Annotated in this window: 8 protein-coding genes, 2 pseudogenes and 1 riboswitch; of the genes and pseudogenes, 4 read left to right on the top strand and 6 right to left on the bottom strand. The window is 73.4% G+C overall.

Annotated features, from left to right (window positions below):
* Window position 1 precedes the first annotated feature (1 nt).
* Window positions 2-133, bottom strand: a riboswitch (cyclic di-AMP (ydaO/yuaA leader).
* A gap of 232 nt (window positions 134-365) precedes the next feature.
* The 3 genes and pseudogenes from J7462_RS12085 to J7462_RS12075 form a co-directional block, all read right to left on the bottom strand.
* Window positions 366-1,280 carry a cation diffusion facilitator family transporter gene (locus J7462_RS12085; RefSeq protein WP_219464137.1) on the bottom strand — a complete coding sequence of 305 codons (915 nt, stop codon included), beginning with the start codon at window positions 1,278-1,280 and terminating at the stop codon, window positions 366-368.
* 194 nt (window positions 1,281-1,474) lie between these two features.
* Window positions 1,475-3,592 carry an AAA family ATPase gene (locus tag J7462_RS12080; protein WP_219464136.1) on the bottom strand — a complete coding sequence of 706 codons (2,118 nt, stop codon included), beginning with the start codon at window positions 3,590-3,592 and terminating at the stop codon, window positions 1,475-1,477.
* Window positions 3,593-3,925: 333 nt separating this feature from the next.
* A pseudogene (locus tag J7462_RS12075) lies at window positions 3,926-4,816 on the bottom strand (alpha/beta fold hydrolase); the annotation flags it as partial.
* Window positions 4,817-5,241: 425 nt separating this feature from the next.
* Between J7462_RS12075 and J7462_RS12070 the strand changes: the two are divergent.
* A complete protein-coding gene (locus J7462_RS12070; protein WP_308290875.1) occupies window positions 5,242-5,811 on the top strand; it encodes a carbonic anhydrase in 570 nt (189 codons plus the stop codon).
* Between the two features lie 377 nt (window positions 5,812-6,188).
* Here the strand turns inward: J7462_RS12070 and J7462_RS12065 are convergent, their stop codons facing one another.
* Window positions 6,189-6,518, bottom strand: coding sequence for a hypothetical protein (locus J7462_RS12065; RefSeq protein WP_208568913.1), 330 nt, complete (start codon window positions 6,516-6,518; stop codon window positions 6,189-6,191).
* A gap of 357 nt (window positions 6,519-6,875) precedes the next feature.
* Between J7462_RS12065 and J7462_RS12060 the strand changes: the two genes are divergently transcribed.
* Entirely contained in the window at window positions 6,876-7,364 is a 489-nt protein-coding gene (locus J7462_RS12060; protein WP_088647746.1) for a DUF3145 domain-containing protein, read from the top strand.
* Window positions 7,365-7,789: 425 nt separating this feature from the next.
* Window positions 7,790-9,519: pseudogene (locus J7462_RS12055) on the top strand (glycoside hydrolase family 3 protein).
* Between the two features lie 157 nt (window positions 9,520-9,676).
* Here the strand turns inward: J7462_RS12055 and J7462_RS32145 are convergent.
* Both J7462_RS32145 and J7462_RS12050 read right to left on the bottom strand, forming a co-directional pair.
* A complete protein-coding gene (locus tag J7462_RS32145; RefSeq protein WP_255597689.1) occupies window positions 9,677-10,291 on the bottom strand; it encodes a CBM9 family sugar-binding protein in 615 nt (204 codons plus the stop codon).
* Entirely contained in the window at window positions 10,288-12,369 is a 2,082-nt protein-coding gene (locus J7462_RS12050; protein WP_255597688.1) for a PIG-L family deacetylase, read from the bottom strand. The genes J7462_RS32145 and J7462_RS12050 overlap by 4 nt, the downstream gene beginning before the upstream one ends.
* Before the next feature lie 414 nt (window positions 12,370-12,783).
* Between J7462_RS12050 and J7462_RS12045 the strand changes: the two genes are divergently transcribed.
* Entirely contained in the window at window positions 12,784-13,947 is a 1,164-nt protein-coding gene (locus J7462_RS12045; protein ID WP_219464134.1) for an ROK family protein, read from the top strand.
* The last annotated feature ends 36 nt before the right edge of the window (window positions 13,948-13,983 follow it).

Below are 13,983 nucleotides of genomic sequence, written 5' to 3'. Positions count from 1 at the left end.
GATGTCCTTCCGTCAGCCGCCGACCGGGTTAGCTGACGGGTTCGGGACGGAAGATCCCTACCGCTGACGCGGATGCACCCCAGGAACGTGGTTCCCCGGTTCGCCCTGGTGGGCGATTAGGCGGCGGCCACTGCCGGCGCCGGTGGGCGCCGCCTGGCGGTGGCCGGAGCCGAGCCTACCGGTACGCGTGGGACAGCTGCCTACCTCGTGACTGAGGGTACGAGAGTGAATACTGCCAAAAGGTGTGAACGGCGCAAATTGCCGTTGATCTACAGCGCGATTCCCGGAGAGTGGGCCCGACCACCGGGCACGAGACGGCGGCCGGGTGGCAGGGCGGCGGCCCGGCCGCAGGGCGGCAGTCGGGGTCACCAGTGGGTCGGGCCGCATGCTCCGGGGGTCGCTCGGGGCTCGATCTGAAGAGTGGCGTGCTCGATGTGGAAGTCCTCCCGCAGGGCACCACGGGCGGCGGCGAGCACGGTGCCGGCCTCGGCGTCGCCGGCCAGGGTGAGGTGGGCCGAGGCGACGTCCATGCCGGAGGTGAGCGTCCAGACGTGCAGGTCGTGCACCTCGGCGACGCCGGGCACGGCGGTCAACCGGTCGTGTACGGCGGTCACCGGGAGATGCTCCGGGGCGGCCTGCACCAGGATGCGCACCGCCGCCCGCCCGAGCCGCCAGGTGCGGGGCAGGATGAACACGCCGATCGCCACGGCGACCACCGGGTCGGCCCACCACCAGCCGGTGCCGGCGATCAGCAGCGCCGCCGCGATCACGCCGAGGGAGCCGAGCAGGTCGCCGACCACCTCCAGGTACGCCCCGCGCAGGTTGATGCTCTCCTTGGCCCCCTCGCGCAGCAGGCCGAACGCGACGAGGTTGGCGAGCAGGCCGAGCACCGCCACCACCAGCATCGGGCCGGCCAGCACCTCGGGTGGCTCGCCGAAGCGGCGGACCGCCTCGATCAGCACGTAGATCGCCACCCCGCTGAGCAGGACGGCGTTGGCCAGCGCGGCGAGCACCTCCAGCCGGTAGAGGCCGAAGGTGCGCTGCGGGTCCTGCGTGGCCCGCCGGGTGGCGGTGATCGCCGCCAGGGCCATCCCGATGCCGAGGACGTCGGTGAACATGTGGCCGGCGTCGGAGAGCAGGGCCAGTGAGCCGGTGCCGAACGCGGCCACCGCCTCGACCACCATGAACACGGCGAGCAGTCCGAAAGCCGCCCAGAGCCGACCGCGGTGCCGGTGTGCGGCGTTACTGACCGTCGCACTGTGGTCATGACCTGCGCCCACGTCCACACCTTCCGTCGCCGCTGCGGACCCGATCCAATCTATGCTCACATCGCTATGTATGCAAGTGACAGCCGGGCCTTCGGCCAGGAGCGACAGCAGGGGCCGTCGACCCAGCACGACAGCGGGGTCGCCGACGACCCAGAAGCGTTCGGTGTGGCCCTCGACCAGGGGCCGGGCCGATCGGGGCCGGTGGCTCAGCCGGTGGGGTCGATGGTGGTGAGGCGCTGGGTGGCCCGGGACAACGCGACGTAGAGCGTCCGTACCCCCGAGCCCGGATCGGCCCGGATCTCCCCGGGGCAGACCAGCACCACCCCGTCGTACTCCATGCCCTTGGCCTGGAGACTCGTCACCACCTGAAGCCGCGCCCCGCCCCGGTCGCCCAACCAGCCGGCGACCTCGTCGCGGCGCGGCACCGGCGTGATCACGCCGACCGTCCCGGCCACCTCGGCCAGCACCGCGTCCACCGCGTCCACCGTCGCCGGGGCCAGCTCCGCCGCCGGCACGTGCAGCGCCACCGGCTCCACCCCGGTGGACCGCACCGCACTCGGCAACTCCAGGTCGGGATAGAGCCGGCGGATCTCCGCCGCCGCCACCGCGAAGATCTCCGCCGAGTTGCGGTAGTTGGTGGAGAGCGTGAACCGGTGCCGCCGCCGCCGGCCCAGCGCCTGGTCCCGGGCCCGGTCCAACTCCTGCTGGTCGCCCGTCCAGGCGGTCTGCGCCGGATCACCCACCACCGTCCAGGAGGCGAGCCGACCACGCCGGCCGACCATCCGCCACTGCATCGGCGAGACGTCCTGCGACTCGTCCACCACCACGTGCGCGTAGTCCCGGTAGTCCTCGGGCCGTTCCCGGGCCGCCGCCCGGGCCGCGCGCTGCCGCTCACCGAACGTGCTCAGCTCCCGCACACCGCCGGCCAGCTGGAACGGGTCCCGGTTCGCCTTCTTCGGCCGCACCGGCCGGCCCAGCAGGGCGTCCAACTCGTCCAGGAGGGCGATGTCGGCCACCGTCAGCCCCTCGACGTCCAACGACCGGTACGCCGCGACGAGCAATCCGATCTCCGCCCGGGAGAGGATGCCGGCCGCGTACCGGTGCAGCCGGTCCGGGCGGGCCAGCCAGCCCAGCACGTGCCGCGGATGCAGCCGGGGCCACCACGCCTTGAGGAACTCCCGGAACTCCGGCCGCTCGATGATCTCGTCCTCGAAGGCACGCTGCTCGGGCAGCCCGCTGACGGCCGACCGACGGGCCTGCGCGTAGAGCGCGGCGAGCACCCCGTCGAAGCCGACCCGGCGCACCTCGTTACGGCGGGCCCCCCGGTGCAACGCCCGGTCCCGGATGCCGTCCAGCTCACGCCGCTCCAACCGCAGCAGCGTCCCCCGGTAGAGCAGCCGCAGCTCCTGCGGGCCGTCCGGCACCGCGTCCCGGGCCGCCCGCTCCAACACCCGACGCATCCGCAGCGAACCCTTCACCGCCGCCACCTCGGGCCCGTCCGTACGGGTCGCCGACATGCCGGGGAACAGCGACCCCAGCGAGTGCAGGGTGGCGGTCTCCTCACCCAACGACGGCAGCACTGAGGCGATGTACTCCACGAAGACCGCCGACGGGCCCACCACCAGGATGCCGCCGCCACCGTACCGGCTGCGGTCGGCATAGAGCAGGTACGCCGCCCGGTGCAGGGCCACCGCCGTCTTCCCGGTGCCCGGCCCACCGGAGACGATGGTGACCCCCGAACCGGGGGAGCGGATCGCCTCGTCCTGCTCCCGCTGGATGGTCGCGATGATGTCCCGCATCCCCCGACCGGTCGCCCGGGACAGGGTCGCCAGCAGCGCCCCGTCACCCACCACCGGCATGTCCGGCGGGGCGGCCTCCGGGTCGAGCAGGTCGTCCTCGATCCGGGTGACCTTCTCGTCCGACGAGCTGATCGTGCGCCGCCGCACCACGCCCAGCGGCTCCGCCGGAGTGGCCCGGTAGAAGGCGGCGGCGGCCGGGGCCCGCCAGTCGACCACCAGCGTCTCGGCGTCGTCACCGCGCACCCCGAGCCGTCCGACGTGCAGCACCTGCCGGTCGCGCAGGTCCAGCCGGCCGAAGACCAGCCCCTCGTGCTCAGCGTCCAACAGGTGCCGCCGCTGGGCGGCGTGGAACACCATGGCGTCCCGCTCCACCAGCGCACCGAAGGTGCCGACCCCGGCCATCCGGTAGCCGTCCCGCTCGGCGCGGGCCGCCGCGCGACGCAGCTCGGCGAGCCGGGCATACACCCGGTCGAGATGCCGTTGTTCGGCGGCGATCTCCTGTTCCAGGGTGGTCTGGTCGGTCAACGTACCGGCTCCTGTGCGACGGCGACGCCGGGCACGGGTGCATGCCAGGCGGAATGAGGGTACGGGCACCCACCCACCCCGCGTCGGGGCGATACCCGTCCGGCGACCTCCACCACCTCCACGGGGCCCCCGGCCGGTGGTCCTTCCCCGTCCCGGACCGACCGGGGAAGTGGGTGGACGTGGCCGGGGGCGGGGAACCGCGTGCCGCCCGGCGGTTCAGCCGGTCGGCCCGGTCCTCGCCGGGACGACGGCGGGCCGGCGAGGACCGGGCGGCGGCGGCGCAGCGGCCGTGACCTGGTCCGCAGGGTCGCGCCCGGCTCGCCGGCCGGCGGTCAACACCCGGTGCAGCACCCCGGCGAGGGCGGCGTTCACCTCGTCCGGGCGTTCCATCATCAGCATGTGCCCGGCACCCGGGCAGACGGTCAGCTCGGTGGCCGGCAGCGCCGCCGCGATCGACTCCGCGCACGGCGGCGGGGTCAACCGGTCCCGGTCACCGACCAGTGCCGCCGCCGGCAGGTGCGCCAACGCGGCCAGGGTGGCCAGCCGGTGCTGGGCACCGATCGAGGCGCGGAAACCACCGATCGAGCGCAGCGACGCGCGGGCCACCGCCGAGGTGACCAGGCGGATGTCGGAGCCGGAGCACCGGTCACCGAAGAGCATCCACCGGATGCTCGGCGCGAGGGCGCGCAGCAGCGGACGAGGTGGCCGCCACGAGCCGCACCGGGCCAGCACCCCCGCCCCGGTGGTCTCGGCGAGTCGGATCAGCCGGGCGATCCGCGGCGACAGACCGTACACCGTGTGGGTGTGCCCCTCGGCGGTGGTGGAGACGAAGACCAGCCCGGCCGTACGGGCGGCGAAGTGGGCCGGATGCCGGTGGGCGTACTCCATCACCGTCATCCCGCCCATCGAGTGCCCGACCAGCACCACCGGCCCGGCCGGGGCCACTTCGTCCAGCACCGCTGCCAGGTCGTCGCCGAGCTGGGCCAGGGTCGCCGTGCGCAGCGCCATGCAGCTGGACCGGCCGTGCCCCCGGGCGTCGTAGGCGACCACCCGCACCCGGTCGCCGAACCGGCTGCGCAGGTCGGCGAGCTGCTTGTGCCAGGCCCGACCATCCAGCGTCCAGCCGTGCAGCAGGACCACGGTGACCTCGGCATCGGCCGGGCCACTCACCTCGACATGCAGTCGTACCTCGTCGGGTAGCCGCAACTCCCGCTGATCCGGCATCGCCACCTCCCCAGGCCACCGGGACACATTCACCGGTGTGACCCGGCGGTAACACCGGCTACCCGACATCAGACCACGCCAACCGTGGTGGAGAGAAGATTCCCGACCGCCCCGCGCGGGGCCGCCCCGACGGCCAGTCTGGAGACATGCACCGTTCGCCCGCCGGAGCTGCCCGGCCTCCCCGAACGGCCCCCGTGGGCGCTGTCGGGTCGTCTCCGGTGGCATCCGTGGGTGCCGTCGGGTCGTCTCCTGCGGGACCTGCGGAACCTGCGGGCGTTGTCAGGCTGTCTCCGGTGGCACGTGCGGGCGTTGTCGGGTCGTCTCCCGTGGCATCCGCGGGTGCCGTCGGGTCGGGACCTGCGGGGCCTGTGGGACCTGTGGGGCCTGGCGGGCCGCCCCGGTCCGTCCGTCCGCCCCGGGCGGCGGTGGCAGAGCTGCTCGCCGGCAACCGGCGCTTCGTCAGCGGCCGACCGATCCACGGCCACGACGTCACCGCCGCCGCAGCCGTCGCCTCCGGCGACCAGCAGCCCTACGCGGTGCTGCTCGGCTGCATCGACTCGCGGGTGCCGCTGGAGGCGATCTTCGATCAGACCTTCGGCTCGATCTGCGTGATCCGCACCGGAGGGCACGTGCTGGACCGGGCCGTACGAGGCTCGATCGAGTACGTGGTGGACCAGCTCGGGGTGACGCTGGTGATGGTGCTCGGACACGAGCGGTGCGGGGCGGTCGCCTCGACCGTGCAGAGCCTGCGCACGGGGCAGCGGCCCGGCGGTGACCTGGGATACCTCGTCGACCGGATCGCCCCGGCGGTGGTCGAGGTGGGCGCGCACCACCCGGCAGTCCACCCCCTGGCGGTCCGCCGGCACGTACGGCGTACGGTGCGGGCGTTACGCACCGACGACCTGCTGGCCGGCCCGGTCGGCACGGGCGATGTCGACGTCGTCGGTGCCCTGTACGCCCTGGACACCGGCGAGGTCACCCTGCTCGACCCCTGACTCCCGTCCCCGCGCTACCCCACCCCGCCGCCGTGCTGCTCCGCCCCGCCGCCGTGCTGTCCCGCTCTGCTGCCCGGGAGGCAGCATGCTGCGCATGATCGCATGCTGTCCGGGGACCGCGTGCTGCCCCAAGGACCGCGTGCTGCGCCCATGATCGCGCTCGATCCAGGTTGTAGTCCCTTCCATCACGCAGGAGGCCACTACAACCTGGATCGAGCGCGATCACCACAGCGCGATCATGGCGCAGCGCGATCCTGGCGCAGCGCGATCGTCATGGCGGGATGAGGATGATCCCGCCGTGATGGTGAGGGGACGAGAAAAAGGAACCGCCCGCCGGGGTGACCCGACGGGCGGTTCCAGATGTGCTCGGTGAGGGCTCAGCCCTCGAAGACGCCGGCCTCGACGAGACGCTTCTCGGTCTTGTCCCAGCCGTGGTCCGGGTGGGTGGCGGCGAGGTTGTTGATCTCGGCGCGGATCTTGGCGGCGTGGCCGGCGGTGGCCAGCGTCCGGATCTCCTCGACGAAGGCGTCGGAGTCGGTACGCAGGTGCGCGGTCTTGCCGTTGGTCAGGTTCCGCACGTAGGCGTGCTTGCCGCCGTTGAGCGGGATGAGGTACTTGAACTCGCCCAGCACGCTGAGGGCGCCACCCTGGCCAGCCTGGCCGGCCCGGACTGACGCGCGCGCGGTCTTAGAGGTGTTGCCTGCCACGGAGATGCTCCTTGCAAGACGTACGGGAGGACGGGGATCGTCCGGGGGCTGTAGCGGGTGACGCCCGGTCGGATCGTCGAACGCCCAGGTGGGTCATCGAACGCCCGGTTGGATCGTCGGCCCGCGAAGTGGTGCGACGGCGCAGAACCGCCCAGAGAAATATACACGACCACGGTGCCTGGCAGCTCACCGTGCCGTCGGAGAGCACAACCGGGTCACCGGTCCGGGTATTTCCCGCCGGCGAATTTTCCGATTCCCTGGCGCACCATCCGTCACAGGAGTCATCATGTGTGGCAACAGCCACTCGGGTGGTCGAGGTCGTAGGGGAAGACGCACCTCGCTCTCCGGGAGGTCACCGTGCCAACGCGTGGCGTCGTATACGTCCACTCGACCCCGCTCGCCGTGTGCTCACACGTCGAGTGGGCGATCGCGCGCGTCCTTGCCGCGCCGGTCAACCTGCACTGGACGGCCCAGCCCGTCGATCCCGGCGCCCGCCGGGCCGAGTGCGGATGGACCGGCCGGCCGGGGACGGGTGCCGAGCTGGCTGCTGCCCTCAGGCAGTGGCCCATGATCCGTTTCGAGGTGACCGAGGAACCCAGCACCGGCGCGGACGGCGAGCGTTTCATGCACGTGCCCGGCCGGGGCCTGTTCCGGGCCGCGGTGGGCGCGGCCGGCGACATTCAGCTCGGCGAGGACCGGCTGCGCAGCATCATGGCGTCGGTACGCCCGGAGGCGTTGGCGCACGCCCTGGACAAGGCGATGGGCACGGCCTGGGACGCGGAGCTGGAGCCCTACCGGTACGCCGGGGACGGTGCGCCGGTGACCCTGCTCACCCGGGTCGGCTGACGGCAGCGGTGCCGGTGGGCCGGGGCGGCCGGTGTCCACCGGCGCGTCCGTACCCCGATGCCCCGGGAGGGCGATGCCTGTCCGGCATGATAGTGACCGCCAGGCATAGACCTCCCGGGAATGTGTTGCTCACCTGCGACGCACGCCTGAGCGACTCGGGCGGTCGCGCTCGGCGGGGCCTGCTGCGATGGGCGCGGGCCACGCCGCCTTCCCGGTCGGCAGGGGCAGGAAGTCCTTCCAGGCCGGCGGCTGCGTGCGGTCGGCGGCCTGAGGTGGGTGAGTCTGCTCACCCGGAGCGGCCGTCCGACGGCCAGGAGAGCGGGACGGCCAGGAGAGCGGGTCAGCCGGACACCCGGTGGGGGACAGGCATCCTCCACCCATCGCCTGACCTGGTCGGGTTGCCGCTGATCTCCGGCGCGGGTTGGATGGGCCGGGTGCCGAACTCCTCGCGACGTGCCGGCGTCGCTGTCGCCGCCCTGACCGCGCTGCTCGCCTCCGGATGTGCGGGGGAGGGGCAGGCTCCCGCGCCGGCCCTGTCCGGGGCCGCCCCGACAGCCAGCCCGACCGTCGCTGCGCCCACCGCCGACGACCCGGCCGGTCGGGCCGCCGCGCTGGCCGGCACGCTCGCCGACGAGGACCTGGTCGGCCAGGTGCTGATGCCCTACGCGTACGGCAGTTCGGCGACGACGGTGACGCCCGGATCGGCCACCGGCAACCAGGCCCTCGCCGGGGTCGACACCCCGGCCGAGATGATCGCGAAGTACCGGCTCGGCGGGCTGATCCTGGTCGGGTTCAGCGCCGACGATCCCACCTCCGGCAACCAGTCCACCACCAACGTCGACAACCCGGCCCAGGTGAAGAAGCTGACCGCCGGGCTGCGCGAGGCCGCCGGGAAGCTTGCCGCCGGCCCGGCCCCGTTCCTGGTCGGCACCGACCAGGAGTACGGGGTGGTCACCCGGATCACCGACGGGGTGACCACGCTGCCCAGCGCGCTCGCCGCCGGGGCGGCCGACGATCCGGCCCGGACCGAGGCCGCCTGGAAGGCCGCCGGCACCGAACTGGCCGCGATGGGGGTGAACCTGGACTTCGCCCCGGTCGCCGACGTGCTGGCCACCCGCAGCACGGTGATCGGCTCGCGGTCCTTCGGCGCCGACCCGAAGCGGGCCGCCGGGCAGGTCGCGGGCGCGGTCCAGGGGTTGCAGAGCGCCGGGGTGGCGGCCAGCGTCAAGCACTTCCCCGGGCACGGGCTCAGCGCCGCCGACTCGCACCAGGAGGTCCCGGTGGTGGCGCAGCCCCGGGCCGAGTTGGACGCCACCGCCTTCCCGCCGTTCCGGGCCGGCATCGACGCCGGGGCGATGGCGGTGATGTCGGCGCACCTCGACGTCACCGCCGTGGACCCGGGCACCCCGGCCACCTTCTCCCGCAAGCTGCTCACCGACGTGCTGCGCGGCGAGCTGGGTTTCCAGGGCGTGGTGATCACCGACGGGATGAACATGCCGCCGGCGAAGCGTTACCCGCCGGGCGAGGCGGCGGTGAAGGCCCTGCTCGCCGGCAACGACCTGATCCTGATGACCCCGAACGTCGGCCAGGCGTACGACGGGCTGCTGGCCGCGCTGCGCGACGGCACCCTGCCCGGGACCGGCTGGTGGCGGCGGTCACCCGGGTGTTGACCATGAAGTTCCGGCTCGCCGACCGACCGACGCCGGCGATGTCCACGCTCGACAGCGCCCCGCACCGGGCCGCCGCCACCGCGTTGGCCGCCGCGGCGGTCACCCAGCTACGCGGGAAGTGCGGCGTGGCGGTGTCCGGCCCGGTCACCGTCACCACCTCCGACGGGCGGGACAAGACCCGGGCGGCGCTCACCGAGGCGTTGACCGATGCGGGCGTGCGGGTGGTGCCCAAGGGTGGCACCCGGGTGCACCTGGTCGGCTACGGCGACGGCCCGAAGGATCTCGCCGCCGACGCGGCGGTCACCGTGGCGATGGACACCCCGTACGTGCTGGAGAAGGCGGCCTCGCCGACGCTGCTGGCGACCTATTCGTCCAGTCGGGCCTCGATGACCGCGCTCGCCGGGGTGCTGGCCGGCAAGGCGAAGCCGACCGGGCGTTCCCCGGTGCCGCTGACCGGGCTGCCCACCACCACCTGCACCGGCTGACCCCGACTGCGCCCGCTGTCTGCTTGCCCCCGCTGTCCGCTCTGGCGAGGGGTGGGCGGTCCGGGTGCCGGGGGAGCCGGGCCGCGCGGCGTCCGACGCCGACGTGGCCGGTCGCCGACGGAGGTCGACGACCGGCCACGGCCGGTGCGGTGGTGGATCAGTTCAGCGGGACCTGCTGGGCCACTGCCGCGCCACCGGACTCGAAGGCGGCCAGCAGCGACGTCGGGGTGCCCCCGCTGGTCGGGACCGTCACGGTGACCCGGTCACCGGCGGCCAGCCGTACCGTGTGCTCGCCCTGGGCCGTGTCGCCGTCCCAGGCGTACAGGCAGGCGGTTCCGGCCCGGTCGGCACGCAGGGTGACCTGCACGCCGTCGGTGACGCGGTGGGCCGAGGTCAGCCGCAGCGCCGAGTTCTTCAGCCTCGGCACGGCGGCCGGGGCGACCCCGTCCACGGCCGACTGGGCGATGGTCTGCGGGCTGTGCACGCTGCGCGCCGAGGTGTCCGGGAACACCGGCGTGCTGGGCTGCCGGGCCGCCTGCTGGTAGCCGGGCAGGGTGGTCAGACCGTAGCGGTACGGGTCGGCCCGGACGCCGGTGAAGGTGGACCAGCCCAGCCGGGACTGCGAGCTGAGGTCCTGGGTGTCCGAGTCGTAGACCAGCACGTTGAAGCCCATCCGGGCCGGGTCCACGGCGTCCGGCAGCACCGCGAACGGGATCATCGTCTCGATGGTGTACCCGGTGTACGGGGAGCTGACCTTGCTGACCACGGTCATCCCGGGTGCGGTGGTCGCCCCGGGCCCTGCCGGTTGTCGGCGTCGCGCTGCCAGCACGGCGGGTCGCCGTTGGCCGGATCGTCGGTGATCGGGAAGATGCCGGCCTTGAACACGGTGGAGGTGTCCGTCGAGTTCCCCTTCGGGTCGACGATGATCTCCACACTGTCGGTGCGGCGCTGCCGCTTGCAGTCCTGCGGGACGACCTTCTTGCCCAGCACGTCGTCGGTGACCTGGACGATCACCTTCAGCCCGTCGGCGGTCCAGGCGATCCGGCCGGTCGCCGAGGCGTCCTGCGGGGTCGTGGCCTGCCCCTCCCAGATGCGGGAGAAGTCCAGCTCCGGGCCGGGGTACTCGCCGGGCGAGGCGACCCCGTCGACGGTGCCGGCCCCGGCGGCCGGGACCTCGGTGGTCGGGACGATCTCCAGTGCGCCGGTCTCCACGGTGCTGCCGGCGGCGCTGGTGGTGGTGATGGTGATGCCGTAGTCGCCGTCCGTGCCGCCCTCGTTGGCGGTCGGCAGGGTGGCGTCGGTGTTGGTGACGGTGAAGGTGACCGCCCCGGTCGCGCCGGGGGCCAGCGCGGGGTAGCTCTTGGTGGCCGCGTCGGCGGTGAAGCCGGCCGGCAGGCCGAGGGTGACGGTGCCGCTGCGGCTGACCCGGCCGTGGTTGCGCAGGTCGATACGGACCGTGCGCTGCTGACCGGAGCCGATGGTGAGCACCGGCTTGATCAGGGTGTCCAGCTGCGGGTATCCGCCCTCACCGGCCCAGGTGCGGAACGTGCCCACCTCGGGCAGCGGCTCCAGGGTGCCCCGGACGTCGGCGACCACCCGGACGGCCCGGTCGGTGCGCCCGGCACCCTGACGGGTGGTCAGGGTGGCCCCGATGAGCTGCTGCTGGAAGGTGGCGGCGTCGGCCGCAACGGTGACGGTGAACTTCCGGGTCCGCTCCTTGCCCGACGGCACGTCACTGTTGAGCACGCCGGAGCCCTTGACCTTCCAGCCGGCCGGCAGCCGCAGGTCGATCCGGGGCTTGACCAGGGCACGGTTGTGCGGGGCGCGCAGGTGCGCGGTGACCTCGACGGTCGCGCCGGGGGCCAGGTCGAACCGGTCGGTGGTGAGGTACAGCTCGGTGCCCTTGGGCAGGCCACCGGTCACCGGCGGCAGCACCGAGCCGCGCAGGATCGCCTCCGGGGAGGTGTCCGCCGGGTCGTACGGGACGCGGCTGTCGATCAGGGTGTAGAAGTCACACCGGATCTTGGTCGGGTCGGTGGGGGCGGCGGCGGTGCCGGCCCAGCCCTGGGTGACGTACTCCCGGCGGGCGTCGACCTCGATCTCGGCCCAGGTCTTCCCGCTGGCGCTCGCGGTGCCCTCCCAGACGCCGAAGACCTGGTCGGTGGGGACGGTGGGGGTGAAGCTGGTCGCGCACTGCGGCCCGGCGGCGGAGCTGCCGGTGCCGCCGCTGCGCAGGAACTTCGCGGCCCGGAACGGGGTGAGGCCCTCGGCGCTGAGCTGCTCGGGGAAGGCGTTCGGGTCGGCGGCGGCGGCGAACGCCTCGGCGGCGAACCGGGCGGCCTGCTGGTGGTTGCCGTGGTTGCCCGGGGTCGGCGACGGGTTCATCGTCATGATGATCTCGGGCCGGGTGGTCCGGATGACCCGGACGATCTGACCCAGGGTGTCGTCGTGGCCCCAGATCTGCTCGGACAGCGGGGCGGACGCGGTGTACCAGAAGTCGACCCGGTCGAGGTTGTAGAGGTTCTCCACGCCGGCCTTGCCGATCGCGGTGCGCTCCTCGCGTTCACGGATGATGCCCAGCGGTGGCCCCTCTTCCAGGCCGACGGCGTTACCGCCGCCCTCACCGCGGGTGATGGTGACGACGCCGGCCTTGGCGCCGTACTTCTCCTTCCACTGGCCGAGGGTGGCGAGGCTGCCGGCCTCGTCGTCGGGGTGGGCGCTGACGAAGAGCACGTCGAGGTCGACGGCCTTGGCGGGGCGGACGTCGGCCGGGGCGGCGACGGCGGTGGCGGGCGCCCCGGCCACGGCCAGGGCGAGTGCGGTGGGTAGCAGGAAACCCTTGATGCGCATGCAGATCCTTCCGGAACCACGATGTCCGGGCAGCGACGGTCCTCGTCGGACGCGGGGCGTCCGACGAGCGGTCGTCGGTGGACGGTGAGGCGGCGGGAACGGGAACGGTGGGCGTCGTTGGACGCGGTGCACCGGGTACGGCAGCGGTACGGGTTCCGTACACACTGGAAGGCCTTCGCCCGGTGACGCTAGGGACCAGCGTGGCGGCACGTCAATGTTCTGGAAGGTATTTCTTTCTTTGCAGAAGAAATAAAGTACGCCCTGTCCGGGATGTCCGGTGATATTCCGCCACGGCCGGCCCGTCCCGGGCGTCGGCCCCGGCGCGGATGTCGTCGCTGCTCCGGTGCTGTCTGCGCGCTGGTCGAGACGGACTTGTTACTTGACTCTTTAATTCGTTCGCCGTAGGAAGGAAGTGTGACAGACGTGGTGACGCCACCAACGAGCCCGGTGAGCCGGGAGCGGTCGAAGGAGATCAAGCGGCTTTCCGTGATCTCCACCGCCCGCCAGGTCCGGCTGCTCTCCCGGGCCGAGCTGACCGAGCTGACCGGCCTGAGCCCCGCGACGCTCACCCCGCTCGTGCGTGACCTGATCGCCGAGGGCTACCTGATCGAACGCGGGCCGGGCACCTCCCGGGCCGGCCGCCCCCGGGCGATGCTGGAGTTCAACCCGCGCGCCGAGCTGGTCGCCGCCGTCTCGCTGGAACCGTCCCGGATCAGCTGCGAGATCGCCGACAGCGACGGCGCGGTCGTCGCCCACCGCGCGATCCGGCTGACCGGCGACATCGTCGACACCATCTGCCGCTCGGTGCCCGAGCTGGCCGGGGACGGCCTGCCGGCGCTGCGCGGGGTGGCCATCGCCGCGCCCGGCGTCATCTCCGGCGGCGCGGTCCGACTCGCCCCCTCGGTCGGCCTGATCGAGGGCCGACCGATAGGGGAGTCGGTCCAGCGGACGCTGGGCGTGCCGGTGGTGGTGGACAACGACGTCAACCTGATGGCGGCCGGCGAACACGCCGCCGGGGCCGGCACCGACGTCGCCGACCTGCTGCTGCTGCACGTCGCCGACGGCATCGGCGCGGGCCTGGTGCTCGACGGCCAGGTCCGGCGGGGGGCCCGGGGCGCGGCCGGCGAGGTCGGTTTCCTGCCGCTGGACCCGGCCGGCCGGGGACACGACGGGATCGGCCCGTTCGAGGCCCGCTGGTCGGAGAACGCGATCGCCGAACGGGTCGTCGCACTGGCCCCGGGCCGCCGCCCCGACTCGCCGGTACGCGCGCTGGTCGCCCTGGCCGTCACCGATCCGCGCGCCGCCGGCTACCTCGACGAACTGCTGCACGCCTGGTCCCGGCTGATCGTCTCCTGCGTCTGCGTCATCGACCCGGGGCGGGTGCTGCTCAGCGGTGCCGCCGCCGACCTCGACGACGCCGCCGTCGGCCGGCTCCAGGACCTGGTCACCGCCGCCGCACCCAGCACCACCGAGGTGCGCCGGGCCGTGCTCGGCGACCGGGCCGTGCTGCACGGCGCGGTCAGCTACGCCCTCTCCGCCGCCGCAGCCGGGTTGCCCACCCTGTTGCCGGCCCCCTGACCTGCCCCGCCTCACTTCTCCCCAACCCCTCGGAGG

It is taken from the genome of Micromonospora sp. RL09-050-HVF-A (assembly GCF_019374995.1).
Classification (GTDB): Bacteria; Actinomycetota; Actinomycetes; order Mycobacteriales; family Micromonosporaceae; genus Micromonospora; species Micromonospora antibiotica.
This window is presented reverse-complemented; position numbering and strand designations above follow the sequence as displayed.

Bases quoted from the DNA above. Each gene is read 5' to 3' on its own strand.
- J7462_RS12050 (WP_255597688.1), bottom strand. From the start codon at position 12,369: ATGCGCATCAAGGGTTTCCTGCTACCCACCGCACTCGCCCTGGCCGTG.
- J7462_RS32145 (WP_255597689.1), bottom strand. From the start codon at position 10,291: ATGACCGTGGTCAGCAAGGTCAGCTCCCCGTACACCGGGTACACCATC.